Source organism: Pseudomonas lactis (genome assembly GCF_001439845.1).
GTDB lineage: Bacteria > Pseudomonadota > Gammaproteobacteria > Pseudomonadales > Pseudomonadaceae > Aquipseudomonas > Aquipseudomonas lactis.
This window is the reverse complement of sequence record NZ_JYLO01000008.1, coordinates 174,299-197,714: the sequence shown is the minus strand read 5'-3', so window position 1 is coordinate 197,714 and position 23,416 is coordinate 174,299. Positions and strand designations below refer to the sequence as shown.

The window sequence follows — 23,416 nt, the reverse complement described above, 5'->3', positions numbered from 1 at the left end:
CTCCAGCCTTTGTTCAGTCATATCGAGTAGGGACGCTCCTTTATCTGCGGTATATGTCATGCACAGACGTCAGCTCCTTAACCTGCTGCTGGTCAGCCCTCTGTTCACCTTGCCTTTGGGGGCTTACGCCACACAGATTCGTAATGCACGCCTGTGGCGCTCGGACGATAAGCTGCGCCTGGTGTTCGACCTCAGCGGCCCGGTGCAATACAAGACCTTTTCCCTGACCTCACCGGACCGCTTGATCATCGACTTGAGTGGCGCCGGGCTCAGCGGCGACTTTTCCCAATTGGCGTTGAAGAACAGTGGGATTACCTCGATCCGTTCCGGGCATTTCGGCAAGAGCGATACGCGCATCGTGCTGGACCTGGTCGAGCCCATGCAGCTCAACAGCTTCGTGCTGCCGCCCCAGGATGGCCAAGGCCATCGCCTGGTGCTGGATTTGACCAACGCGACCCGTGCGCCCCGGCAAATCGCCGCAGAGCCGGCACCCTTGGTGACGCCGGTAGACAAGGCGCATCCCAAGCGCGACATCATCGTGGTGGTCGACCCCGGCCATGGCGGCAAAGACCCAGGTGCCATTGGCTCCAAGGGCCAGCGCGAAAAAGATGTGGTGCTGTCGATTGCTCAGTTGTTGGCTAAACGCTTGAAGCGCGAAAAGGGTTTTGACGTAAAACTGGTGCGCAACGACGACTTCTTCGTGCCACTGCGCAAGCGCGTGGACATCGCCCGTCAGCACAAGGCCGATATGTTTATCTCAGTGCATGCCGACGCCGCGCCACGGCTGACCGCGTCGGGCGCCTCGGTGTATGCGTTGTCGGAAGGGGGCGCTACTTCGGCTACGGCACGTTTCATGGCCCAGCGCGAAAATGGCGCCGACTTGCTGGGCGCCACCACCTTGCTCAATCTGAAGGACAAGGACCCGATGCTGGCCGGGGTCATTCTCGACATGTCGATGAATGCGACCATCGCCTCCAGCCTGCAACTGGGCAGCTCGGTATTGGGCAGCCTGCAGAACATCACCAGCCTGCATCAGAAACGTGTGGAGCAGGCCGGGTTCGCCGTGCTCAAGTCACCGGACGTACCCTCGATTCTGGTGGAGACCGGGTTCATCTCCAATGCGCGCGACGCCCAGCGGCTGGTGACGGCGCGCCATCAACAGGCGGTGGCGGATGGCCTTTTCGAAGGCCTCAAACGTTACTTCCAGAAGAACCCACCCATGAACAGCTACATGGCCTGGGTGCAGGCGCAGAAAAACAGCCAGGCCTAACAGCCGGTCATTCGGCTGCAGGTGAACTTGGCGCTGGCGCCTCCTGAGCTGGAAAAGCGGTTGATGGTGGTCCAGCCCACGCGCCGCGTGTAGCCGACCCACGCCTCGCCATCCGATGCGAACCCGGTAAAGAACGTCAGTTGCCCATACCGGCTGTTGGTCTGCGCCCAATAGCGTTTGCCGATCACTTCGAATCCGCGCAGGTAAGTGGTGCTGCCGACGGTCGCCACGCTATAGGCATTGCCCAACGGGTCCACACACGCCAGCAGGTTGGCGCTGCGTGTGCACTTGGCCAACAGGCTGGGTGCCTGGGCGCAGGCAGGCCCGGCTACTGCCAATAGCAGCGCGCACAGCAGGTATTTCATCGAGGTTCTCAACATAGGCAGGTGACCCAGCATTGCGCCCTTCGTCGCGGCGAGCAAGAGGGATTGGCTTATTTGTATTGTTATACTATAACATAAAAGCACAGCCCGACCCGCGAACCGCTTCCCATGACCGAACACGATCTTTTGGCCCAACCAGCGGCCGACTACATGAACGAGGCCCAGCAGCGTTTTTTCCGCGAACTGTTGCTGGCTCAGCGCGATGACTTGCAAGCCCGTATCGACGCGCAGTTCCAGGCGCTGCGCGAGCAGGAAACCAACAGCGACCTGGCGGATATCGGCAGTGCCGAAGAGCAACGCCAATGGCAACTGCGCCTGCTGGAGCGTGAAAAGAAGCTGTTGGACAAGATCGACGACGCCCTGGAATTGCTGGCCCGTGGCGAATACGGCTGGTGCCGTGAAACCGGCGAGCCCATCGGCCTGCAACGCCTGCTGCTGCGTCCCACCGCCACCTTATGTATCGAAGCCAAAGAACGTGAAGAGCTGCGCGAACGCCATAAACGGGCAGTTTGACCGGCCAACCTTGATGAGGAATACCTGATGCCCAATCGTCTCCCTGTGACCGTGTTGTCCGGCTTTCTCGGTGCCGGTAAAAGTACGCTGCTCAATTATGTCCTGCGTAACCGCGACAACCTGCGAGTGGCGGTGATCGTCAACGACATGAGCGAAATCAACATCGACGGCAGCGAAGTGCAGCGTGATGTCACGCTCAATCGTTCGGAAGAAAAGCTGGTGGAGATGAGCAATGGCTGCATCTGCTGCACCTTGCGCGAAGACTTGCTTGAAGAGGTAGGAAAGCTCGCCAAGGAAGGCCGGTTCGATTACCTGCTGATCGAATCCACCGGTATTTCCGAACCTTTGCCCGTGGCCGAAACCTTCACGTTTCGCGATGAAAACGAGCAAAGCCTGGCCGACATTGCACGCCTGGACACCATGGTCACTGTGGTCGACGGTATGAATTTCCTGCTCGACTACCAGGCTGCCGAAAGCCTGGCTTCACGGGGCGAAACCCTCGGTGAAGAAGATGAACGTTCCATCACCGACCTGTTGATCGAACAGATCGAATTCGCCGACGTCATCCTGATCAGCAAGATCGATCTGATCAGCAGCCGCGAACGCGAAGAACTGATGGCCATCCTCGAGCGCCTCAACGCCCAGGCGGAAATCATCCCGATGGTCATGGGCGAAGTGCCGCTAAACAAGATCCTCAACACCGGCCGTTTCGACTTTGAGCGCGCCGCCCAAGCCCCGGGCTGGTTGCAGGAATTGCGCGGTGAGCATGTGCCGGAAACCGAGGAATACGGCATAGCGTCCACCGCTTACCGTGCGCGCCGGCCCTTCCATCCACAGCGGTTTTTCGACTTTATCGACCGCCCCTGGGTCAACGGCAAACTGTTGCGCTCCAAAGGTTTCTTCTGGTTGGCCAGCAAACATCAGGATGCGGGCAGTTGGTCCCAGGCGGGCGGGTTGATGCGCCATGGATTTGCCGGGCGTTGGTGGCGCTTTGTGCCGAAAAGCCAGTGGCCGCAGGACGAAGAAAGCGTGGCGGCGATCATGGCCAACTGGCAATTGAGTACCGGTGACTGCCGCCAGGAACTGGTGTTTATCGGGCAAAACATCGACTTTGCCCAGATGCGTACCGAGCTGGACGCCTGCTTGCTCAACGATGAGGAAATGGCCCTGGGTGTCGAAGGTTGGCGCCAGCTGCCCGACCCGTTTGGCCCTTGGTATGAGCAGGTCGCCTGATGTTGGCCCCGGTCATCCCCCTGCGCCCCGTCATCCGCCAGACACATGGGGAAACGCCGCTGGCGCTGTCCGATATCCTCAATGACGGCGTCAACCTGGCCATCTGGCAGCGCCAACTGCCCCTGCATATCGCTGAGTTTGGCGCTTTGCTGGTGGCGCTCAATGAACCGTTGGCCGAGTCCTTGGTGGTCGAGTTGGTTAGCGAAGACTCCGTGCCGAACTTGCAGGGTTTGGCGTCCAGCTGTCGCGATCTTGAAGGCTACGATGGGTTTATCGCCGATGTGTCGTGGCTGATCAGTGCATTCGCCTGCCTGCTGGGCGCCAAGCGCATCGGCGTGCGTCTACGGCTATTGGACAAGGCCATGTGCCCGCGTTTTCACGTCGATCACGTACCGGTTCGGCTGATCACCACCTACGCCGGTATCGGCAGCCAATGGTTGCGTGAAGGCGTCATGGACCGGCGCGCATTGAGCCAGGTGGATGCCGAGCCCACGGAGCGCATCGAGCAGATCCATTGCGGTGAGGTGGCGCTGCTCAAAGGCACCAAATGGCACGGCAATGAAGGGCATGGCCTGATCCACCGCTCGCCGGCGCTCAAGGCCGATGAGCGACGGTTGATCCTGACGCTGGATTGGCTGGCATAACCGCGTAGGATCAAACGCTCTAAACGGCCTGAACCATGCCTCTTATGCTGCAGAACATTCCTACCCATGTGATTGCCGGGCCCTTGGGCGCCGGCAAGACCAGCCTGATCAAGCACCTGCTTGCCCAGCGCCCGGCCAACGAGCGCTGGGCGGTGCTGATCAACGAGTTCGGCCAGATCGGCCTGGACGCAGCCCTACTCACACAAGACGATGAAGGTATCGCCTTGGGTGAGGTGGCGGGCGGCTGTTTGTGCTGTGTGAACGGTGCACCATTCCAGGTAGGGCTGGGCCGTTTGTTGCGTAAGGCCAAGCCGGATCGGCTGTTTATCGAGCCCTCAGGCTTGGGCCATCCAGCGCAATTGCTCAAGCAACTGCGGCAGGCACCATGGCAAGGCGTGCTGGCCGTGCAGCCTTGCGTGCTGGTACTCGATGCCCAGGCTCTGGCGGCCGGCAAGCCGTTGCCGCAGGCACAACAGGAGGCGTTGACCAGTGCCGGCCTGCTGGTGCTGAACAAGGACGAGACGCTGACCGCAGCGCAACGTCAGGCGATTGAAGCGCAATTACCCAATTGCCCGCTCCATTGGACACGCCAGGCGCAACTGCCACTCGACCGGTTGCCCGGTTTGAAAGCACAGGCCCAAGTAGCTGTGGATAATTTCGGCGTTCCTGAAGCGGTGGGGCAAATGCCGGCGATCTGGAGCGACCCGGGGCTGCCGATCTGTCTGAGTCAGAGCCAGGAGGGCGGCTGGAGCATCGGCTGGCGCTGGCACCCAAGCCAGCGATTCGATGTTAGCCGTCTGCATCAGTGGCTATCGAGTTTGGGCTGGCGCCGGGCCAAATTGGTTATCCACAGTGTTGACGGCTGGGTGTCCGCCAACGCGGTGGATAATAGTCCACTGCACTGGCAACCCAGCGCTTGGCGGCGCGATTCACGTGTTGAATTGATCTTCAGCGCACCACAGGACGTGGCCGCATTGCAGAGCGCCCTGGCAGCCTGCCGTTACTGATGTTTCTTGCTGGCGTGGTCCTGGCGCCACTGGCTCAATTCGATGATCTCGGCGCTGGGCAGCGGCTCTTTGGTTTCGAACGGGTAGGGCGCCAGTTCGATCTGCGCGCTGTGGGCGCCGAATTGGGTGATGACCCCGGCATGCCGGGTTTCGCCGGTTACCGTAAACTCGAAATTATAGATGCGCGCCAGGCGTCGACGGCCATTGGCATCCTTGACGAAACCGATGCGTTTGAGCGCCACGGCACCGTCAAGCAGCTCGATATCGAGCTTGGCGCAATGCTGCTTGACCCGCGCCAACGCCCGTTCACGCAGGCCGTGGTTGTGCCAAACCCAGGCGGCGCCGGTGGCCAGCAGCATCAAGACGAAGATGTTTCCCAGGGTCAGCATTCCATGAACTCCAACAAAGTGAGCGCAGCTTAACTGTGTCGCCGGTCTGTCGTACAGGCTGCGTTTAGTCGCATACTGCTCGGCCAGAAATTCAACGGTTTTACGGAAATCTCCCGCATGAAACGTACACCTCACCTGCTTGCGATCCAGTCTCATGTGGTCTTCGGCCACGCCGGAAACAGCGCCGCCGTGTTCCCCATGCAGCGGGTCGGGGTGAACGTCTGGCCGCTCAACACGGTGCAGTTCTCCAACCACACACAGTATGGACAGTGGGCGGGCGAAGTGTTGGCGCCGCAGCAAATTCCTGCGCTGGTAGAGGGTATTGCCGCGATTGGTGAACTGGGCAATTGTGATGCGGTGCTGTCCGGATACCTGGGCAGTGCAGACCAGGGCCGCGCCATCCTCAGCGGTGTGGCGCGCATCAAGGCGATCAACCCCAAGGCGCTGTACCTGTGCGACCCGGTGATGGGCCACCCGGAAAAGGGTTGCATCGTGCCGCAGGAGGTCAGCGATTTCCTTTTGGACGAGGCTGCCGCCATGGCGGACTTCCTGTGCCCCAACCAACTGGAGCTGGACAGTTTTGCCGGGCGCAAGCCGCAATCGCTGTTCGATTGCCTGGCGATGGCCAAGGCATTGCTGGCGCGTGGGCCCAAGGCGGTGCTGGTCAAGCACCTGGATTACCCAGGCAAACTGCCAGAAGGGTTTGAAATGCTGTTGGTGACGGCTGATGGCAGTTGGCACTTACGTCGGCCACTGCTGGCGTTTCCACGTCAGCCAGTGGGCGTGGGCGACCTGACGTCCGGGCTGTTCCTGGCGCGGGTGCTGTTGGGGGATAGCCTGGTGGCTGCCTTTGAATTCACCGCCGCGGCCGTGCATGAAGTGCTGCTGGAAACCCAGGCCTGCGCCAGTTATGAACTGGAACTGGTGCGGGCCCAGGACCGTATTGCCCATCCGCGTGTGCGCTTCGAAGCCACACCGATCAGCCTGTAATGACACAGATCCCAATGTGGGAGCGGGCTTGCCCGCGATGACGGAGTCTCAGTCAAAGAGATGTCGACTGAACCACTGCTATCGCGGGCAAGCCCGCTCCCACACTTTTTTGAGTTGATTCACCGCTTGGAGTTTACGGCGCGTCGGCTTTGATTTCCCGGTAGCGCTTTTCCAATTCCTGGCGAATCTGCCGACGCTGCTGGGCCTGCACAAAGCGGCGCTTGTCCTCGCTGTTCTGCGGCTGCAACGGCGGTACAGCGGCAGGTTTGCGCTGGTCATCCACGGCCACCATGGTGAAGAAGCAGCTGTTGGTATGGCGCACCGAGCGCTCACGGATGTTCTCGGTCACCACCTTGATGCCCACTTCCATCGACGTATTGCCGGTGTAGTTGACTGACGCCAGGAAGGTCACCAGTTCACCGACATGGATCGGCTCGCGAAAGATCACCTGGTCCACCGACAGCGTGACCACATAACGACCGGCATAACGGCTGGCGCAGGCGTAGGCCACTTCGTCGAGGTACTTGAGCAGCGTGCCGCCGTGCACATTGCCAGAGAAGTTGGCCATGTCAGGGGTCATCAGTACCGTCATCGACAGCTGGGCGTTTCCGGGTTCCATAGCACACTCACGGGTTGTAGGCATTGGTTGGGGGGAAGGCACCTCTGCGGGTACTCAAAGTCTTTGCAGCGCCATCCCTAACGGGACGCCGTCAGGCGGCTTGCCGTCACGCGCGCAGCGATCTGTTTCCATATATTGCACCGGCTTTCCAGCAGAAGTCGCGGTGTTACCCTTCAAAAGCCCTTCTCAGGGCTTTTCTTACGATCAAGGCAGACTTTTCCGACCCTTCAAAGGCGCGGCCGGAAGTGGGAAAAGTGCCGGCACCCTCAAGGAGCCCCTCGCCATGCACGCCATCAGCTTTATCCAGGACTTGGCCGTGATCATGCTGGTGGCAGGGGTGGTCACCATCCTGTTTCACCGCTTCAAGCAGCCGGTGGTGTTGGGCTACATCGTCGCCGGCTTCATTATCGGCCCCCACACCCCGCCGTTTGGCCTGATCCACGACGAAGACACGATCAAGACCCTGGCCGAGTTGGGGGTTATCTTCCTGATGTTCTGTCTGGGCTTGGAATTCAGCCTGCGCAAGCTATTCAAGGTAGGAGCTACGGCGTTTATCGCGGCGTTCCTGGAAATCGTGCTGATGATCTGGATCGGCTACGAGATCGGCCGCTGGTTCGATTGGAGCACCATGGACTCGCTGTTCCTCGGCGCGATCCTGGCGATCTCCTCGACCACCATTATCGTCAAGGCCCTCAACGACCTGAAGATGAAAGACCAGCGGTTCGCCCAGCTGATTTTCGGCGTGCTGATTGTCGAGGACATCCTGGGTATCGGCATCATTGCCTTGCTGTCGAGCATTGCCGTCAGTGGCACGGTCAGCTCCGGCGAGGTGTTCTCCACGGTCGGCAAGCTCTCGTTGTTCATGATCGTCGCCCTGGTGATTGGTATTTTGCTGGTGCCGCGCCTGCTGGCCTATGTGGCCAAGTTCGAAAGCAACGAGATGCTGCTGATCACCGTGTTGGGCCTGTGTTTCGGTTTCTGCCTGCTGGTGGTGAAGTTGGAATACAGCATGGTGCTCGGGGCCTTTCTGATTGGCGCGATCATGGCTGAATCCCGCCAGTTGATTAAGATCGAGGGCCTGATCGAGCCCGTTCGCGACATGTTCAGCGCAATTTTCTTCGTGGCGATTGGCTTGATGATCGACCCGCAGATCCTGCTGCAATACGCCTGGCCCATTGCAGTGATCACCGTGGCCGTGGTGCTGGGCAAGATGCTGTCTTGCGGGCTGGGCGCGTTTATCGCCGGCAACGATGGTCGCACCTCGCTGCGGGTGGGTATGGGGCTGTCACAAATTGGCGAGTTTTCTTTCATCATCGCGGCGCTGGGGATGACCCTGCAGGTCACCAGCGACTTTCTGTACCCCGTGGCGGTGGCCGTTTCGGCGATCACCACGCTGCTCACGCCCTACCTGATTCGTGGCGCGGACCCACTGTCGTTGAAGATCGCGGCGGTGATGCCCAAGCGTATGAGCCGAGTGTTCGGCATGTATGGCGAATGGCTGCGCAGCATTTCGCCTCAGGGCGAGGGGGCGATGTTGGCCGCGATGATCCGCAAGATCATCCTGCAGGTCGGGGTAAACCTGGCGTTGGTGATCGCGATCTTCTTTGCCGGCAGCTTTTTCGCGGAGCGCATCGGTGGGTATCTGGAGGGCTGGGTCAGCGATCAGAGCTGGCAGAAGGCGTTGATCTGGGGCGGGGCGCTGCTGGTGTCGTTGCCGTTTCTGATTGCGGCGTATCGCAAGCTCAAGGCGTTGTCGATGCTGCTGGCGGAGATGAGCGTGAAGCCGGAAATGGCCGGACGGCATACCCAGCGTGTGCGACGGGTGATTGCCGAGCTGATCCCGATCTTGTCGCTGCTGGTAATCTTCCTGCTATTGGCAGCCTTGTCGGCCAGTATTCTGCCGACCAACAAGTTGCTGGTGCTGATTGCCGTGGTCACGGCGGCGGTGGCTGCAGTGCTCTGGCGCTGGTTTATCCGTGTGCATACGCGGATGCAGGTTGCGTTGCTGGAGACGCTGGATAACCACAAGGATACACAGTAGAGCGAGCTTGCTCGCGAAGATTGTTAACGATAACGCGGGAAACCTGACACAAAGCGGCGCCCTCAGGTTTCTCGCGAGCAAGCTCGGCTTCTACAAGGGACTCAGCTTTCCAGCCAGACGTCCCGCGCCCAGTGCCACACCGATTCCCAGGTTTCTTCCTGGACGAGTTCTTCTTCGGCAGACCACAACACCACGGTGCCGTCTTCTTCGACGCAGTAGTAGTCATCGCCGTCCTGGCAGATAGGGATCAGGCTGCGATCAACACCGGCATCCCAGGCGTTGGCGGCAACGTCAGGCAGGTAGGTGTGGGACTGCGGGTCGGTGACGGTCACTGGCTCCAGGCTGCCATAGACCACGTCACTGACGGTCAGCAGGAATTCGCGGAAGACAAAGGGGATGTCGATGAACAGTTGTTCTTCGATTTCCACCAGTTGGTCTTCGTCAGGCAGCTCCAAAGGAACCGGGACCGGTTCGTTGGCTTCACGCAGTTGTTCGATGATTTCTTCCACGGCCGGGATCCTCTTGCTAGATGGCGCGGTTTATAGGGGCGTTTTATACAGTAGCTCGCTATAAGTGCAACCGTGAAATAGAAAACCCCGGACATGTCCGGGGTTTTTGTTACCGCTTGCTCAACCGCGCAGGTATTAACCGTTCTGGCGGATACCGGCGACCAGCCAAGGCTGGTCGTCGCCCTGGGCGCGTTCCATGTTCCAGCTTTCGCTGAACACTTCGCCCTGGTCGAAACGCGAGGACTTCGACACACCGCTGAAGGTCAGGGTGGCGATGGTCTTGTCGGCGCGATCATCCACGCCATCGAGCTGTACGCGCAGGTCGTCGATGTAGGTCGACTGGAAGGCGTCACCGATCTCGGCACGTTCGCGCTTGAGGAACTCCAACAGCTGCGGGGTCACGAACTCGGAGATCTTGTCCATTTCGTTGGCGTCCCAGTGCTGTTGCAGGGACTGGAAGTGGCTGCGGGCCGCTTCGACGAAACGCTCTTCGTTGAACCAGGCCGGTGCGTTGATCACCGGACGGGCGGCAGGAGCTGCCGAACCACCGAAGATCGAACCCATGGCAGGCTTCTGTTCGAACGCTTCACGCTGCATTGGCGCGCCGGCTGGAGCCAGGTGCTCCTGCTGCTTGCGGCGACGGGCGGCGATAAAGCGGAAGACCAAAAAGGCGATGACGCCCATGATCAGGATGTCGAAGATCTGCATGCCCTGAAAGCCGTCGCCCATGAACATGGACGCCAGCAGGCCACCGGCGGCGATGCCGGCCAGTGGGCCCAGCCAGCGCGAAGCACCGCCGGCCTTGGCAGCAGCGCCAGCGGCACCGGCTGCGCCTGCAGTCGCCGCAGCACCGCCCGCACCGGCGGATGGAGCCATTTGGCTGGTCTGGTGAGTCGGTGCCGCGCCCGAGCTTTTGCCGCCACCGAAGCGTTTGGCGTTGGCGTCGAGGCTCATCGTCAGGCCGATGCACAACGCCATGGCGATGCTAAGAAAACGTTTCATATAGGGAATTCCCATTTGTGGATTGCACGCGCGCCATGTTGCACAGGTGTCGTGGCAGTGGCTAGCGGCATAATGTTTCGGGCTTTTGCGTAAGACCAAATCCGAAGGGTCTGTAGGACTAATTACAGATATTGGCCCGCACGCGTGAAATACAAGGGCGCGGCCGTATCTTCCCGTAGGAGCGAGCTTGCTCGCGAAAATCGTCAACGATCACGCGGGCATTCTGGATGAACGCATTGTCTGGGCGTTCTTCGCGAGCAAGCTCGCTCCTGCAGGAATGGGGTTCAGATAGCCTCGAGCTTGGCGTAACCCATCATCAGCCACTTGCTGCCCTCGGCGAAGTTCACCTGCACCCGCGCCTGGGCGCCTGCGCCTTCGAAGTTGAGGATCACGCCTTCGCCGAAGATCGCATGCTTGACCTGCTGGCCCAGGCTGAACGGGGTTTCTGGTATTTCGGAGCCGGCAAACAGGCTGCTGGAATTCTGTTGCTGGCCACCGCCAAACGGGCGGCTGACGCTGTTGGACAAGCGTACTTCCTGGATCAGCCCCTTCGGCACCTCACGTACGAAGCGCGACACCTTGTTGTAGGTTTCGCTGCCGTACAGCCGTCGGGTCTCGGCGTAGGTCATCACCAGGTTCTGCATCGCCCGGGTAATGCCCACGTAGGCCAGGCGGCGCTCTTCTTCAAGGCGGCCGGGTTCTTCCAGGCTCATCTTGTGAGGGAACAGGCCTTCTTCCATGCCCACCAGGAACACGTAAGGGAATTCCAGGCCCTTGGCGCTGTGCAAGGTCATCAGTTGGATGCTGTCTTCATGCTCATCGGCCTGGGTATCGCCGGCTTCCAGCGAGGCGTGGCCCAGGAAGGCGGCGAGCGGCGTCAGCTCTTCGTCGTCCTCGGTGTTTTCGAACGCACGAGCAGCGCTGACCAGTTCCTCAAGGTTTTCTACCCGGGCCTGGCCTTTCTCACCCTTTTCCGCTTCGTGATAGGCGATCAGCCCGGACTGCTCGATGACAGTTTGGGTCATCAGGTGCAGCGGCATTTCTGCGCACTTGGCCGCCAGGTTCTCGATCAGCTCGACGAACACCCCCAACGCCCCGGCAGCACGGCCGGTCAGGCCTTTATTGGCGATCAGCAAGCGCATGGCTTCCCACATCGACACATCGGCATGGCGCGCATGGTCGCGGATCGCTTCGACGGTTTTCTCGCCAATGCCACGCGCCGGGATATTGATCACCCGCTCCAGCGCCGCATCGTTACCCCGGCCTTCCAGCAAGCGCAGGTAGGCCATGGCGTTCTTGATTTCGGCACGTTCAAAGAAGCGCTGGCCGCCGTAGATGCGGTACGGGATGCGTTCGCGCAGCAAGGCTTCTTCCAGCACCCGCGATTGGGCGTTGGAACGGTACAGAATCGCGATATCGCTGCGGGCCAGGCCGGTTTTCAGTGCGCTTTCGATGGTTTCGACCACGTAGCGCGCTTCATCGTGCTCATTGAACGCTGCGTACAGGTTGATCGCTTCGCCTTCGCCGCCGTCGGTCCACAGCTCTTTGCCCAGGCGCCCGGTGTTGTTGGCGATCAAGGCGTTGGCAGCCTTGAGGATGCCGGCGGTGGAGCGGTAATTCTGCTCCAGGCGGATGGTCACCGCGTCCGGGAAGTCTTCGGAATACTGGTAAATGTTCTCGATTTTCGCGCCACGCCAGCCGTAGATCGACTGGTCGTCATCGCCCACCACCATCAGGCTGTCGCCGCCCTTGGCCAGCAGGCGCAACCAGGCGTACTGCACGGCGTTGGTGTCCTGGAACTCGTCCACCAGAATGTGGCGAAAGCGTTTCTGGTAATGGGCCAGCAAACCGGGGTTGTCGCGCCACAGGTCGAGGGCACGCAGCAGCAGTTCGGAGAAGTCGATGACGCCGGCGCGCACGCAGGCCGCTTCATAGGCTTCATAAATGCTGCGCATGGTGGCTAGGAACAGGTCGCCGCTGGCCTGGATATGTTGCGGGCGCAGGCCTTCGTCTTTCTGGCCGTTGATAAACCACTGCGCCTGGCGCGCCGGCCAGCGTTGTTCGTCCAGGCCCAGCTCGCGGATCACGCGCTTGACCAGGCGTTGCTGGTCGTCGCTGTCGAGAATCTGGAAGGTCTGGCTCAGCCCCGCTTCCTGCCAATGCGCCCGCAACAGGCGGTGCGCCAGGCCATGGAAGGTGCCCACCCACATGCCGGCCGGGCTGATGCCCATCAACTGCTCGATGCGATGACGCATCTCGGCAGCGGCCTTGTTGGTGAAGGTCACCGACAGGATGGAATGCGGGGACGCGTTTTCGACCTGGATCAACCAGGCGATACGGTGCACCAGCACTCGGGTTTTACCGGAGCCAGCACCGGCCAGGACCAACTGACGGCCAACGGGGGCCGCTACGGCCTGGCGTTGGGCATCGTTGAGGGAGTTCAGCAAAAGAGAGAGATCATCGCGCATCGACGCATTCTATGGGCCTTGGGGGGCCTGGGCAAATCCCAATGCCGGATGGTCGATGCAAAACGCCTGCACGCTAGCGCCGGGGGCGTACATTCTGGCGGGGGTGATGACCGGTTGGTCATCGGCCGCAGCCCGTGCCGTGTCTTGCCCAAGCGGTCTGGGCCAAAGGTTTGCGGCCAATCGCAACAGGTTTTTTATGACTTGTAGCAGTTTGGCCCGGGCGCTTGCTTGTGTATGCTCCGTCGACGTTTCGGGCTCACCATTATAAGAACACCGCCTATGACCCTTAGCACCGACCTGTTTGGCCTCTCGCCGGCCCCAGCACAGGTCATCCATAAACACTATGCAACCGAAATCGCGGTTGAGCGCACACGCCTGCTGTATCAGGGTTCGTTGCTGCCGACGCTGTTGATGCTGGTCAATGGCCTGGTCTGCGCCTGGCTGCTGTGGAACCCCGATCAGTACCTGCTGGACAGCGTCTGGCTGCTCTGGCTGCTCGCCCTGGTGGCAATGCGCGTGATCCAAGTGGCGGCCTTTGACTCGGCCATGCCCAGCCGCCAGGCCCAGCCCGTGTGGCGGCGTATGTTCATGCTCGGCTCGGCGGTCAGTGGCCTGACCCTCTCCGTTGCGGCCATTGCCCTGGTGCCCACGGACAGCTTCATGCATCAGGCCTGGGTGTTTGGCCTGATTGGCGCCGCCACCTTGTCGGCCAGCGTGGCCTATGCCGTGAGCCTGTGGGCCTACCTGTCGTTTGCCTTGCCGTGCCTGGTGCCGGCCATCGTCTACCTGTTCTGGGATGGCACCCCGCAGCAACAAGGCTGGGGCGTACTCGGCCTGATCCTACTGGCGTCCCTGAGCCTGGTCGCGTGGCAGGTCAACCGCCTGATCCAGCGCGGGCTGTTGCGCCGTTTCCAGAACCAGGCCCTGATCGAGCATCTACAGCAGGCGCAGCAACGCAGTGAGCAGTTGAACCAGGAGCTGGTGCGCGAAGTCGAGCAGCGCCGCGAGGTGGAGCAGGACTTGCGTGAAGCCCAGGTCGGCCTGCAAGACCGTGTGGCGCAACGCAGCCAGCAACTGGATGCTGCCAGTCTCGCCTTGAGTAAAAGCGAAGCGCGCCTGGCCATGGCCCTGCAAGCCAGTGAACTGGGCCTGTGGGACTGGAACCTGCAAACCGACGAGGTCCACCACACCCAGCTCAAGGAGTTGTTTGGCCTGGAGCCCGAATACGTCACGGCGATGCTCAGCCACCTCAAACCGCGCCTGCACCCCGACGATCTGCCTTTGCTCAAGCACGCGTTGGTGGAGCATCTCAAAGGCCGCAGCGAGGACTATCAGGTGGAATACCGGATACGTCATGGCGATGGGCATTGGGTGTGGATTCAAGACCGCGGGCGCGCCGTGGAGCGCACGCCCAGTGGCCGCGTTATCCGTATGCTGGGCACGCGCCGCGACATCAGTGCCGGCAAGGCGGTGGAGGAGCAGCAACGCCTGGCTTCGACGGTGTTCGAGGCGGCCAGCGAAGGCATTGTGATCCTCGACCCGAACTATGCGTTGATCGCCGTGAACCAGGCGTTCAGCCGCGTCACCGGCTTTGACATCGACGACATGCTTGGCCGCAACGTCGTGGAACTGCCCTGCAGTCGCGATGCCCGGCGCCACTTCCCGCTGATCCGCCAGGCATTGCTCAGCCACGGCACGTGGCAGGGCGAATTGGTGGAAACGCGCAAGAATGGCGAACTCTACCCGCAATGGCTACAGCTGAACGTGGTGCGCGATGTACGGGGAAATGTCAGCCATATTGTAGGGTTCTTCGCCGATCTGTCGGCGCGGCGCGAGTCTGAAGAGCGTATGCGCTACCTCACTCACTACGACGAGTTGACCGGCCTGGCCAACCGTTCGCTGTTTCGCGAACGGCTGCGCGAAGCTCACCAGCGCGTGCGCCAAGGCGGGCGCAGCCTGGCGCTGCTGCATATCAACCTCGACCGCTTCAAATTGCTCAATGACAGCCTGGGCCATGAAGTGGCTGACCAACTGCTGCAAAAAATGGCACGGCGCTTGATCAACGCGCTGCCGGAGGCTGACACCATCGCGCGCCTGTCCGGGGATGAATTCGCCGTGCTGTTCGACGCCTATGGCAACTTATCGAGCCTGGCGCGGGTGGCGACCCGGCTGCTGGCGAAATTGCGCGTGCCGGTGAATGTGGAGGGGCATGAACTGGTGGTCAGCGCCTCGATGGGCGTCAGCCTATTGCCGGATAACGCGCGGGAAATTTCTGCGCTGGTCAGCCAAGCGAATATGGCGATGCAGCATGCCAAGCACTTGGGCGGGAATAATTTCCAGTTCTTCACCGACAGCCTGCAAGCCAGCACCCTGGAGCGTTTGCAGCTGGAAAACCACCTGCGCAAAGCCATCGACGAGCGTCAGCTCACGGTGTTCTACCAACCCAAGCTGTGCCTGGCCACTGGCAAACTGAACGCTGCCGAGGCGTTGGTCCGCTGGGAGCATCCGCAGTGGGGCATGGTGCCGCCGGGTGACTTTATCGGTTTGGCGGAAGAAACCGGCTTGATCGTGCCGTTGGGCGAATTTGTGCTGCGCCAGGCCTGCTGGCAGGCCTGCGAATGGCAGCGCCAGGGGCTGGCGCCGATTCGCGTGTCGGTCAACTTGTCGGTGCATCAGCTGCGTCAGGGCAAGCTGGTCAGCCTGGTACGCCAAGTGCTGGAAGAAACCGCACTGGACCCGCAATACCTGGAGCTGGAACTGACCGAAAGCCAGTTGCTCGACAGCGTTGAACACATCATCGCCACCTTCCAGCAATTGCGCGACCTGGGGGTGAAGCTGGCCATCGACGACTTTGGCACCGGTTACTCATCCCTCAGCTACCTCAAGCGCATCCCGGTGGACTACGTAAAGATCGACCAGGCCTTTATCCGCGGGCTTGGCCAGGGACGCGAAGATGCGGCGATCACCCGCGCGATCATCGCCATGGCCCACGGGTTGGCGCTCAAGGTAGTGGCCGAAGGTGTGGAGGATCAGCAGCAGCTGGATTTCCTGCGCGGCGAGCAGTGTGACGAGGTGCAGGGTTACCTGATCAGCCCGCCCATGCGGGCCGAAGGGCTGGCGGATTTGTTACGTAAAAATGCAGATTTTTCTTAACGCAGCGTAGGCCGCCTTTATGGCTACATAGCGCCTGCCCGCTGAATCAGGGGGGAGCGGGGCGATTTAGTGATGCATCGGACGGGCAAAACGACAATTCTTGTAGTATAACTACAAGCTTGCTACATCCCTGGCGTCTGCCAATAACAAGAGTCCTGCCCTTTGAACCTGTTGCAACATATCGCCCAGTCGCGCCACCTGTTACGCAAATCGGAACTCAAGGTTGCCGATCATGTGCTGCTTGACCCTGCGGCCGTGATGCACAGTTCCATGGCCGACCTGGCCCACAGCGTGGGCATCAGTGAGCCGACCATCGTGCGCTTTTGCCGCGCCATTGGTTGCTCCGGGTTTCAGGATCTGAAACTCAAGCTGGCGCAAAGCCTGGCTGCTGGTGCGAGCTTCGGCCAGTTTGCAATCCATGAAGACGACTCCGTCGCCGACTACAGCCTGAAAATCTTCGACACCACCTTGCACACCCTGATGGAAGTGCGTGAGAAGCTCGACCCGGTGGAGCTGCAAAAGGCCGTGACCGCAATGTCCCAGGCCCAGCGCGTCGAGTTCTACGGCTTCGGTGCGTCCGGCGCGGTGGCGGCCGATGCCCAGCACAAGTTCTTCCGCCTGCTGCTGACCGCCGCGGCCTATAGCGACCCGCACATGCAGGCGATGTCGGCGGTGACCTTGAAGCCCACTGACGTGGCCATCTGCATTTCCCAGTCGGGTCGTTCCAAAGACCTGCTGATCACCGCCAACCTGGTGCGTGAGAGCGGCGCTTCGCTGATTACCCTGTGCCCGAGCCAGACGCCATTGGCGGAGCTGTCCACGGTGAACCTGGCGATCGACGTGCATGAAGACACCGAAATCTACACGCCGCTGACCTCACGCATTGCCCACCTGGTGGTGATCGACGTGCTGGCGATGGGCGTGGCCATGGCCCGTGGCCCGAGCCTGGTCAACCACCTCAAGAGCGTGAAGCGCAGCTTGCGCAGCCTGCGGTTGTCGCCCAAGTCCGTCAAAGCCCTCGACGACTGAGGGCCTGTGGGAGCTGGCTTGCCTGCGATAGCGGTCTGCCAGTTACCCTCTTCATTGCCTGATACACCGCCATCGCAGGCAAGCCAGCTCCCACAGGGAATTTGCGCCAGTTTCGCAAGATTCATCATCCTGTAACCCCCGCGCCGCCAAACCGTCATCCCCCACGCCCATCCTGTACTCCCCGTACTCGCATTGGGAGACTCCAAATGACCCGGCCCTACGAAGACAGCAACAGCACCGTCAAGACCCGTCGTCAGCAGGAAGACCAGCGCCGCATGGCGTTCCGTCGCGCCATCGAAGACCGTTGTGAGGAGCGCCAGTTGCTCCAGAGCATCAGTGACTACCCGGAATTGCATTGGCAGGCACCCGTGGCTGCCCAGCGAAACGCTCAGCCAACGCGCTGATCTGCACCCGTTCGCTGCGAATAAAGCCCAGGAACGCATGGGCCACCGGTGACAGGCGCTTAGCCTTGGCCTGCACCAGGCACCAACTGCGGTACAGCGGCAGTTCTTCCACCGGCAGCTCCTTGAGCCCGCCGGTGGCCAGCTCCAGGTTCAAGGCGTGGCGCGTCAGCAGGGCCACGCCCAACCCTGCGACCACGCACTCACGCTGCGCCTCCGCCGAGGCCACTTCTACCGTCTGGGTGAAGTGCACGCGTTTTTCCTTGAAGTACTCTTCGCAGGCCAGCCGTGTGCCAGAGCCCGGTTCACGGATGAGCAGGGTATAAGGCTCCAGGTCCTGCAGGCGCAGCGGCCCTTGCAGGCTCAACGGATGATCCGGCAATGCCACGGCCACAATCGGGTTGTTGAGAAACGGCAGGAACTCCAGGCCCATGTCCTGGGGCACCATGGACATGATCACCAGGTCGTCGCGGTTGTCCGAGAGCCTGCGGATCACCTGGGCACGGTTGACTACCGTGAGCTGCAATTGCACTTCCGGATGCTGACGCTTGAAGGCGGCGAACAGGTGCGGCACGAAATACTTGGCGCTGGACTCCACCGCCAGTTTCAGTTGGCCTTGCAGTGAACCCTGCATGTCCGATAGCTGCATATCGAGGTTTTCCAGGCGCCCGAAAATATCGCGGCTGGCCCGTTGCAGGGCTTCGGCAGCCTCGGTCATGTAGAGCTTTTTGCCAACATAGTCGAACAGCGGCTGGCCGATCAGCTCTTCCAACTGGCGAATTTGCAGGCTGACCGCCGGTTGGGTGAGGGACATTTCCTCGGCGGCACGGCTGTAGGAACGCAAATCACACACTTCATTGAAGATCTGCAATTGACGCAATGTCATACGCATCAATGACTTACGCATTTTATAAGCCCTTAGCTCCCAAGTCGTCCGGCCAACTATAAGTCTTTACTTATACACAACCCAATAATTATTGATTTTTGTTAATTCTCCTATGCGCATAGTGTGTGTCTCGCGACTGTCATGAAACATTTGGTCACGCGCCGGCCCGGCTGCAACGGGTCGAAGCACGCAAATCGGCTCAAGGGAATTTCCAAGTGATAAAAAAGATCCTGATCGCCAACCGTGGTGAAATTGCCGTACGAATCGTGCGTGCCTGCGCCGAGATGGGCATTCGCTCGGTCGCGGTCTATTCGGACGCCGACCGCCACGCGTTGCACGTCAAGCGTGCCGACGAAGCCCACAGCATCGGTGCCGAGCCCCTGGCCGGCTACCTGAACCCGCGCAAGCTGGTGAACCTGGCGGTGGAAACCGGCTGCGATGCGCTGCACCCCGGCTACGGCTTCCTGTCGGAAAATGCTGAGTTGGCAGACATCTGTGCCGAACGCGGCATCAAGTTTATCGGCCCCTCGGCAGAAGTGATTCGCCGCATGGGCGACAAGACCGAAGCGCGCCGCAGCATGATCAAGGCCGGTGTGCCGGTTACGCCGGGCACCGAAGGCAACGTCGCCGACATCCATGAAGCCCTTACCGAAGGCGACCGCATCGGTTACCCGGTGATGCTCAAGGCCACCTCCGGTGGCGGTGGTCGTGGCATTCGCCGTTGCAACAGTCGCGAAGAACTCGAGCAAGCCTTCCCCCGCGTGATTTCCGAAGCCACCAAGGCCTTCGGTTCGGCGGAAGTGTTCCTGGAAAAATGCATCGTCAATCCCAAGCACATCGAGGCGCAAATCCTCGGTGACAGCTTTGGCAACGTGGTGCACCTGTTCGAGCGTGATTGCTCGATCCAGCGTCGCAACCAGAAGCTGATCGAAATCGCCCCCAGCCCGCAACTGACCCCGGAACAGCGCGCCTACATCGGCGACCTGTCGGTGCGCGCGGCCAAGGCTGTGGGTTACGAGAACGCCGGCACCGTGGAGTTCCTGCTCGCCGAGGGCGAGGTGTACTTCATGGAGATGAACACGCGGGTGCAGGTGGAACACACCATCACCGAAGAAATCACCGGCATCGATATCGTTCGCGAGCAAATCCGCATCGCCTCCGGCCTGCCGTTGTCGGTCAAGCAGGAAGACATCCAGCACCGGGGTTTCGCGTTGCAGTTTCGTATCAACGCCGAAGACCCGAAGAACAACTTCCTCCCAAGCTTCGGCAAGATCACCCGTTACTACGCCCCCGGCGGTCCCGGCGTGCGGACCGACACGGCGATCTACACCGGTTACACCATTCCGCCGTTCTACGACTCCATGTGCCTGAAACTGGTGGTGTGGGCGTTGACCTGGGAAGAAGCCATGGACCGCGGCCTGCGTGCCCTGGACGACATGCGCCTGCAAGGCGTGAAGACCACCGCCGCCTACTACCAGGAAATCCTGCGCAACCCGGAATTCCGTAGCGGCCAGTTCAATACAAGCTTTGTGGAAAGCCACCCTGAGCTGACCAACTACTCGATCAAGCGCAAACCCGAAGAGCTGGCCCTGGCCATCGCCGCCGCCATCGCCGCCCACGCAGGCCTGTGAGGAATATAACAATGAGCAAGAAGATCTTCGTAACCGACACCATCCTGCGCGACGCCCACCAATCGTTGCTGGCTACCCGCATGCGCACCGACGACATGCTGCCGATCTGCGAGAAGCTCGACAAAGTCGGCTACTGGTCCCTGGAAGTCTGGGGCGGCGCGACCTTCGACGCCTGTGTGCGCTTCCTCAAGGAAGACCCGTGGGAGCGCCTGCGCCAACTGCGCGCCGCGCTGCCTAACACACGCCTGCAAATGCTGCTGCGCGGCCAGAACCTGCTGGGCTACCGCCATTACAGCGACGACGTGGTCAAAGCCTTCGTGGCCAAGGCGGCGGTCAACGGTATCGACGTGTTCCGCATTTTCGATGCAATGAACGACGTGCGTAACTTGCGCGTGGCCATTGAAGCGGTCAAGGCCGCTGGCAAACATGCACAAGGCACTATCGCCTACACCACCAGCCCGGTGCATACCGTTGAGGCGTTCGTGGCCCAGGCCAAGCAATTGGAAGCCATGGGCTGCGACTCCATCGCGATCAAGGACATGGCTGGCCTGCTCACGCCCTACGCCACTGGCGAGCTGGTCAAGGCACTCAAAGCCGAGCAGAACCTGCCGATCTTTATCCACTCCCACGACACCGCCGGCCTGGCCGCGATGTGCCAACTCAAGGCCATCGAAAACGGTGCCGACCATATCGACACGGCCATCTCCAGCTTTGCCTGGGGCACCAGCCATCCGGGCACCGAGTCGATGGTCGCTGCCCTTAAAGGCAGCGAGTTCGATACCGGCCTCGACCTGGAACTGCTGCAAGAGATCGGCCTGTACTTCTACGCCGTGCGCAAGAAGTACCACCAGTTCGAGAGCGAATTCACCGCCGTCGACACCCGTGTGCAGGTCAACCAGGTGCCGGGCGGGATGATCTCCAACCTGGCCAACCAGCTCAAGGAGCAGGGCGCTCTGAACCGCATGAGCGAAGTGCTGGCCGAGATCCCGCGGGTGCGTGAAGACCTCGGCTTCCCGCCGCTGGTAACGCCGACCTCGCAGATCGTCGGCACCCAGGCGTTCTTCAACGTGCTGGCCGGTGAGCGCTACAAGACCATCACCAACGAAGTGAAGCTCTATCTGCAAGGCGGTTACGGCAAGGCGCCGGGCACGGTGAACGAAAAACTGCGCCGCCAGGCCATCGGCAGCGAAGACGTGATCGACGTGCGCCCGGCGGATTTGCTCAAGCCGGAAATGACCAAGCTGCGCGGCGAAATCGGCGCACTGGCCAAGTCCGAAGAAGACGTGCTGACCTACGCTATGTTCCCGGACATCGGGCGCAAGTTCCTCGAAGAACGCGACGCCGGCACCCTGGCTCCTGAAGTGCTGTTGCCGATCCCGGAAGCGGGCGGCGTGGCCCGTGCTGGCGGCGAAGGCGTACCGACCGAATTCGTTATCGACGTGCACGGCGAAAGCTACCGCGTGGATATCACCGGTGTCGGCGTGAAGGCCGAAGGCAAGCGCCACTTCTACCTGTCCATCGACGGCATGCCGGAAGAAGTGGTGTTCGAACCGCTCAACGAGTTTGTCAGCAGCGGCGGCAGCAAGCGCAAGCACGCGACCGAACCGGGCCATGTCAGCACGGCGATGCCGGGCAATATCGTCGATGTGCTGGTCAAGGTCGGCGACGTGGTCAAGGCTGGCCAGGCCGTGCTGATTACCGAAGCCATGAAGATGGAAACCGAAGTGCAGGCAGCAATTGCCGGCAAGGTGAGCGCTGTACATGTGGCCAAGGGCGACCGGGTGAACCCTGGCGAAATCCTGATTGAGATCGAAGGCTGATCACAGCCTTCGAGACTAACGTTTAATCCTCGGGGGGGCAGGTGCTCCCCTTTTTTTTCGCCTGCAATTTAAGTGTTTGGCAGGGTTAGAAGCTCATTTTCCACTGGCCGGTCAGACCTTGGTCGTGGCCATGGTTGCCGGCTTGGCTGGTGTAAGTCAGGCCGACGCTGTGTTGTTTGGACAAGGCAAGGTCCAGGCCCGCTTGCAAGTCAAAGCTATCGCGGTCCAGGGCGGTGCCGGTGATGGTGTAACCGTCGATCAGACCCGGCGCATAGCGCGAGGTTTGGCGGACCTGGCTGTTGACGTCGCCGTAGAGGTGTTTCCAGCTCGTGCTGAGGTGGGGCGTGAGGCTCATGTTGTTGTCGAAGCGATACAGCGTTGCCAGGCGCAGGCCAAAGGTGCTGTTCAGGTTTCGCTGGGTTTGTGGGCCGACGTTCAATGCGGTCACGCCGCCGCTCTCTTTGAAACGGTCGCGCTGATAGCGTTGGTAGCCGAGACCGACGAAGGGTTCGACAGTGGAATCACCGCTGCCCAATTGATAGCCCAGTTCGGAGAACAGGGTCTGGCTGCTAGCGTTGTATTTGCTTTTGAGCGAGTCGTGGTAATTGAGCAGGCTGACGCTGCGTTTGTTCTGCCCGGCATGGTTGCTGTAGATCGCCCCCAGGCGCAGGGCGAAGGGGCCGTCCTGGCGCACGGCGTAGCCGCCCAAGTGCCAGCTGTCCAGGTCGGCGGCATAACGCGGGGCATCCAAGCGGCTAGAGGTCTTGGCGCCCATGACACCCACCCGCCAGGCATGGTCGACCGCCCAGTCGGCGCCCAGCAACAGGCCTTGGGTATCGTGTTTCAAGCCGGCGCTACCGTGTTGTGCGTCTAGGCTGCCGCCGTTGCCCAGGCCTTGCACCCAGAAGTGGCCTTCGTCGTCCGTGGGCAGTGTGCGCAGGGTGGAGAGCAATTGGCGGCTCAGGTGCTGGGTGGTGGCCTGGGTTGCGGTGGCCAGGTTGGCGTTTTGGCTGGCGGCCAGTTGCTCGAGGGCTGCGCCGATTCCGCCGGGCTGATTGCTCAATTGCTCGAATGATTTCTGCAATTCCTTGAGCTCTTGCGAGTTAAGTTCGCCGGAGGCCACGAGTTGAATCAATGCCGGCTCCAGCACCTTGGCAACCTGCAAGCCATTGTGCGACGTGGCCTGTTGGGTGAGGAATCCGTCGAAGGGCGGTGGAAGGGGCGGCGCTTCGAACGCCGACAGGAATGCCCAACTATCGTCGGCGGCGTCGTAGGGATAGCTCCCGTAGGGCCTGTATTCGATATCGCCTCGCGCATGGGCGGGCTGAAAACTGGCGGCCACTGCCAGGCTGATGACTATCGCGATTCTTTGAAGTGTAAAGCGCATGAATTCCCAACCTCTGATGAATGAGGCCGGGAATTTAGGCG

Annotated in this window: 20 protein-coding genes; 12 read left to right on the top strand and 8 right to left on the bottom strand. The window is 60.8% G+C overall.

Annotated elements, in window-relative coordinates; translation table 11 throughout:
* Window positions 1–58 precede the first annotated feature (58 nt).
* Window positions 59–1,270 carry an N-acetylmuramoyl-L-alanine amidase gene (locus TX24_RS15205; RefSeq protein WP_057710620.1) on the top strand — a complete coding sequence of 404 codons (1,212 nt, stop codon included), beginning with the start codon at window positions 59–61 and terminating at the stop codon, window positions 1,268–1,270.
* Here the strand turns inward: TX24_RS15205 and TX24_RS15200 are convergent.
* On the bottom strand, window positions 1,267–1,635 hold the full coding sequence (locus tag TX24_RS15200; protein ID WP_057710619.1) for a hypothetical protein: 369 nt from the start codon (window positions 1,633–1,635) through the stop codon (window positions 1,267–1,269). The genes TX24_RS15205 and TX24_RS15200 overlap by 4 nt on opposite strands.
* A 126-nt stretch (window positions 1,636–1,761) precedes the next feature.
* Here TX24_RS15200 and dksA point away from each other — a divergent pair, with 126 nt between their 5' ends.
* From dksA to TX24_RS15180, 4 genes are read left to right on the top strand one after another with little or no spacing between them, the layout of a single operon-like run.
* Window positions 1,762–2,166, top strand: coding sequence for an RNA polymerase-binding protein DksA (gene dksA / locus TX24_RS15195; RefSeq protein WP_034134106.1), 405 nt, complete (start codon window positions 1,762–1,764; stop codon window positions 2,164–2,166).
* A 27-nt stretch (window positions 2,167–2,193) separates the two neighbouring features.
* The gene (zigA, locus tag TX24_RS15190; RefSeq protein ID WP_003195759.1) at window positions 2,194–3,399 is read left to right on the top strand and encodes a zinc metallochaperone GTPase ZigA; all 1,206 of its coding nucleotides are present in this window, start codon (window positions 2,194–2,196) and stop codon (window positions 3,397–3,399) included.
* Complete coding sequence (locus TX24_RS15185) at window positions 3,399–4,043, top strand: DUF1826 domain-containing protein (protein ID WP_003195756.1); 645 nt, start codon at window positions 3,399–3,401, stop codon at window positions 4,041–4,043. The genes zigA and TX24_RS15185 overlap by 1 nt, the downstream gene beginning before the upstream one ends.
* 44 nt (window positions 4,044–4,087) lie before the next feature.
* Complete coding sequence (locus TX24_RS15180) at window positions 4,088–5,050, top strand: CobW family GTP-binding protein (protein ID WP_057710618.1); 963 nt, start codon at window positions 4,088–4,090, stop codon at window positions 5,048–5,050.
* Here the strand turns inward: TX24_RS15180 and TX24_RS15175 are convergent.
* Window positions 5,044–5,439: a DUF3301 domain-containing protein gene (locus tag TX24_RS15175; RefSeq protein WP_003195752.1), complete on the bottom strand. Its 396-nt coding sequence runs from the start codon at window positions 5,437–5,439 to the stop codon at window positions 5,044–5,046. The genes TX24_RS15180 and TX24_RS15175 overlap by 7 nt on opposite strands.
* A gap of 117 nt (window positions 5,440–5,556) precedes the next feature.
* Between TX24_RS15175 and pdxY the strand changes: the two genes are divergently transcribed.
* Window positions 5,557–6,429 carry a pyridoxal kinase PdxY gene (gene pdxY, locus TX24_RS15170; protein ID WP_003195749.1) on the top strand — a complete coding sequence of 291 codons (873 nt, stop codon included), beginning with the start codon at window positions 5,557–5,559 and terminating at the stop codon, window positions 6,427–6,429.
* A gap of 133 nt (window positions 6,430–6,562) precedes the next feature.
* On the opposite strand, the gene TX24_RS15165 is transcribed toward pdxY, so the two are convergent.
* On the bottom strand, window positions 6,563–7,048 hold the full coding sequence (locus TX24_RS15165; RefSeq protein ID WP_003195747.1) for an acyl-CoA thioesterase: 486 nt from the start codon (window positions 7,046–7,048) through the stop codon (window positions 6,563–6,565).
* A 283-nt stretch (window positions 7,049–7,331) separates the two neighbouring features.
* Here TX24_RS15165 and TX24_RS15160 point away from each other — a divergent pair, with 283 nt between their 5' ends.
* Window positions 7,332–9,089: a cation:proton antiporter gene (locus tag TX24_RS15160; RefSeq protein WP_003195744.1), complete on the top strand. Its 1,758-nt coding sequence runs from the start codon at window positions 7,332–7,334 to the stop codon at window positions 9,087–9,089.
* Window positions 9,090–9,190: 101 nt separating this feature from the next.
* Here TX24_RS15160 and TX24_RS15155 read toward each other — a convergent pair whose 3' ends face one another.
* The 3 genes from TX24_RS15155 to uvrD form a co-directional block, all read right to left on the bottom strand.
* Window positions 9,191–9,598, bottom strand: a complete 408-nt coding sequence (locus TX24_RS15155) for an SMI1/KNR4 family protein (protein ID WP_003195742.1) — start codon at window positions 9,596–9,598, stop codon at window positions 9,191–9,193.
* Between the two features lie 135 nt (window positions 9,599–9,733).
* Entirely contained in the window at window positions 9,734–10,600 is an 867-nt protein-coding gene (locus tag TX24_RS15150; RefSeq protein WP_003195740.1) for a Tim44 domain-containing protein, read from the bottom strand.
* Window positions 10,601–10,884: 284 nt separating this feature from the next.
* Window positions 10,885–13,068 carry a DNA helicase II gene (gene uvrD / locus TX24_RS15145; RefSeq protein ID WP_003195738.1) on the bottom strand — a complete coding sequence of 728 codons (2,184 nt, stop codon included), beginning with the start codon at window positions 13,066–13,068 and terminating at the stop codon, window positions 10,885–10,887.
* A 279-nt stretch (window positions 13,069–13,347) separates the two neighbouring features.
* Between uvrD and TX24_RS15140 the strand changes: the two genes are divergently transcribed.
* The 3 genes from TX24_RS15140 (at window position 13,348) to TX24_RS30865 (ending at window position 17,654) form a co-directional block, all read left to right on the top strand.
* Complete coding sequence (locus TX24_RS15140; protein WP_057710617.1) at window positions 13,348–16,221, top strand: EAL domain-containing protein; 2,874 nt, start codon at window positions 13,348–13,350, stop codon at window positions 16,219–16,221.
* Between the two features lie 162 nt (window positions 16,222–16,383).
* The gene (hexR, locus tag TX24_RS15135) at window positions 16,384–17,250 is read left to right on the top strand and encodes a transcriptional regulator HexR (protein ID WP_003177007.1); all 867 of its coding nucleotides are present in this window, start codon (window positions 16,384–16,386) and stop codon (window positions 17,248–17,250) included.
* A gap of 206 nt (window positions 17,251–17,456) precedes the next feature.
* Complete coding sequence (locus tag TX24_RS30865) at window positions 17,457–17,654, top strand: PA3496 family putative envelope integrity protein (RefSeq protein WP_020302818.1); 198 nt, start codon at window positions 17,457–17,459, stop codon at window positions 17,652–17,654.
* On the opposite strand, the gene TX24_RS15130 is transcribed toward TX24_RS30865, so the two are convergent.
* Window positions 17,584–18,558: a LysR family transcriptional regulator gene (locus tag TX24_RS15130; RefSeq protein WP_003195734.1), complete on the bottom strand. Its 975-nt coding sequence runs from the start codon at window positions 18,556–18,558 to the stop codon at window positions 17,584–17,586. The two genes, TX24_RS30865 and TX24_RS15130, sit on opposite strands and share 71 nt — an antisense overlap.
* 194 nt (window positions 18,559–18,752) lie before the next feature.
* Between TX24_RS15130 and TX24_RS15125 the strand changes: the two genes are divergently transcribed.
* Window positions 18,753–20,168: an acetyl-CoA carboxylase biotin carboxylase subunit gene (locus tag TX24_RS15125; RefSeq protein ID WP_003195732.1), complete on the top strand. Its 1,416-nt coding sequence runs from the start codon at window positions 18,753–18,755 to the stop codon at window positions 20,166–20,168.
* An 11-nt stretch (window positions 20,169–20,179) separates the two neighbouring features.
* Window positions 20,180–21,988: a sodium-extruding oxaloacetate decarboxylase subunit alpha gene (gene oadA / locus TX24_RS15120; protein WP_057710616.1), complete on the top strand. Its 1,809-nt coding sequence runs from the start codon at window positions 20,180–20,182 to the stop codon at window positions 21,986–21,988.
* Window positions 21,989–22,073: 85 nt separating this feature from the next.
* On the opposite strand, the gene TX24_RS15115 is transcribed toward oadA, so the two are convergent.
* Complete coding sequence (locus tag TX24_RS15115; protein ID WP_057710615.1) at window positions 22,074–23,375, bottom strand: autotransporter outer membrane beta-barrel domain-containing protein; 1,302 nt, start codon at window positions 23,373–23,375, stop codon at window positions 22,074–22,076.
* Between the last annotated feature and the right edge of the window lie 41 nt (window positions 23,376–23,416).

What these genes read in the sequence shown, in the direction of transcription:
- TX24_RS15205 (WP_057710620.1), top strand. Translation starts at nt 59, where the DNA reads ATGCACAGACGTCAGCTCCTTAACCTGCTGCTGGTCAGCCCTCTGTTC.
- TX24_RS15200 (WP_057710619.1), bottom strand. Translation starts at nt 1,635, where the DNA reads ATGAAATACCTGCTGTGCGCGCTGCTATTGGCAGTAGCCGGGCCTGCC.
- dksA (WP_034134106.1), top strand. Translation starts at nt 1,762, where the DNA reads ATGACCGAACACGATCTTTTGGCCCAACCAGCGGCCGACTACATGAAC.
- zigA (WP_003195759.1), top strand. Translation starts at nt 2,194, where the DNA reads ATGCCCAATCGTCTCCCTGTGACCGTGTTGTCCGGCTTTCTCGGTGCC.
- TX24_RS15185 (WP_003195756.1), top strand. Translation starts at nt 3,399, where the DNA reads ATGTTGGCCCCGGTCATCCCCCTGCGCCCCGTCATCCGCCAGACACAT.
- TX24_RS15180 (WP_057710618.1), top strand. Translation starts at nt 4,088, where the DNA reads ATGCTGCAGAACATTCCTACCCATGTGATTGCCGGGCCCTTGGGCGCC.
- TX24_RS15175 (WP_003195752.1), bottom strand. Translation starts at nt 5,439, where the DNA reads ATGCTGACCCTGGGAAACATCTTCGTCTTGATGCTGCTGGCCACCGGC.
- pdxY (WP_003195749.1), top strand. Translation starts at nt 5,557, where the DNA reads ATGAAACGTACACCTCACCTGCTTGCGATCCAGTCTCATGTGGTCTTC.
- TX24_RS15165 (WP_003195747.1), bottom strand. Translation starts at nt 7,048, where the DNA reads ATGGAACCCGGAAACGCCCAGCTGTCGATGACGGTACTGATGACCCCT.
- TX24_RS15160 (WP_003195744.1), top strand. Translation starts at nt 7,332, where the DNA reads ATGCACGCCATCAGCTTTATCCAGGACTTGGCCGTGATCATGCTGGTG.
- TX24_RS15150 (WP_003195740.1), bottom strand. Translation starts at nt 10,600, where the DNA reads ATGAAACGTTTTCTTAGCATCGCCATGGCGTTGTGCATCGGCCTGACG.
- uvrD (WP_003195738.1), bottom strand. Translation starts at nt 13,068, where the DNA reads ATGCGCGATGATCTCTCTCTTTTGCTGAACTCCCTCAACGATGCCCAA.
- TX24_RS15140 (WP_057710617.1), top strand. Translation starts at nt 13,348, where the DNA reads ATGACCCTTAGCACCGACCTGTTTGGCCTCTCGCCGGCCCCAGCACAG.
- TX24_RS30865 (WP_020302818.1), top strand. Translation starts at nt 17,457, where the DNA reads ATGACCCGGCCCTACGAAGACAGCAACAGCACCGTCAAGACCCGTCGT.
- TX24_RS15130 (WP_003195734.1), bottom strand. Translation starts at nt 18,558, where the DNA reads ATGCGTAAGTCATTGATGCGTATGACATTGCGTCAATTGCAGATCTTC.
- oadA (WP_057710616.1), top strand. Translation starts at nt 20,180, where the DNA reads ATGAGCAAGAAGATCTTCGTAACCGACACCATCCTGCGCGACGCCCAC.
- TX24_RS15115 (WP_057710615.1), bottom strand. Translation starts at nt 23,375, where the DNA reads ATGCGCTTTACACTTCAAAGAATCGCGATAGTCATCAGCCTGGCAGTG.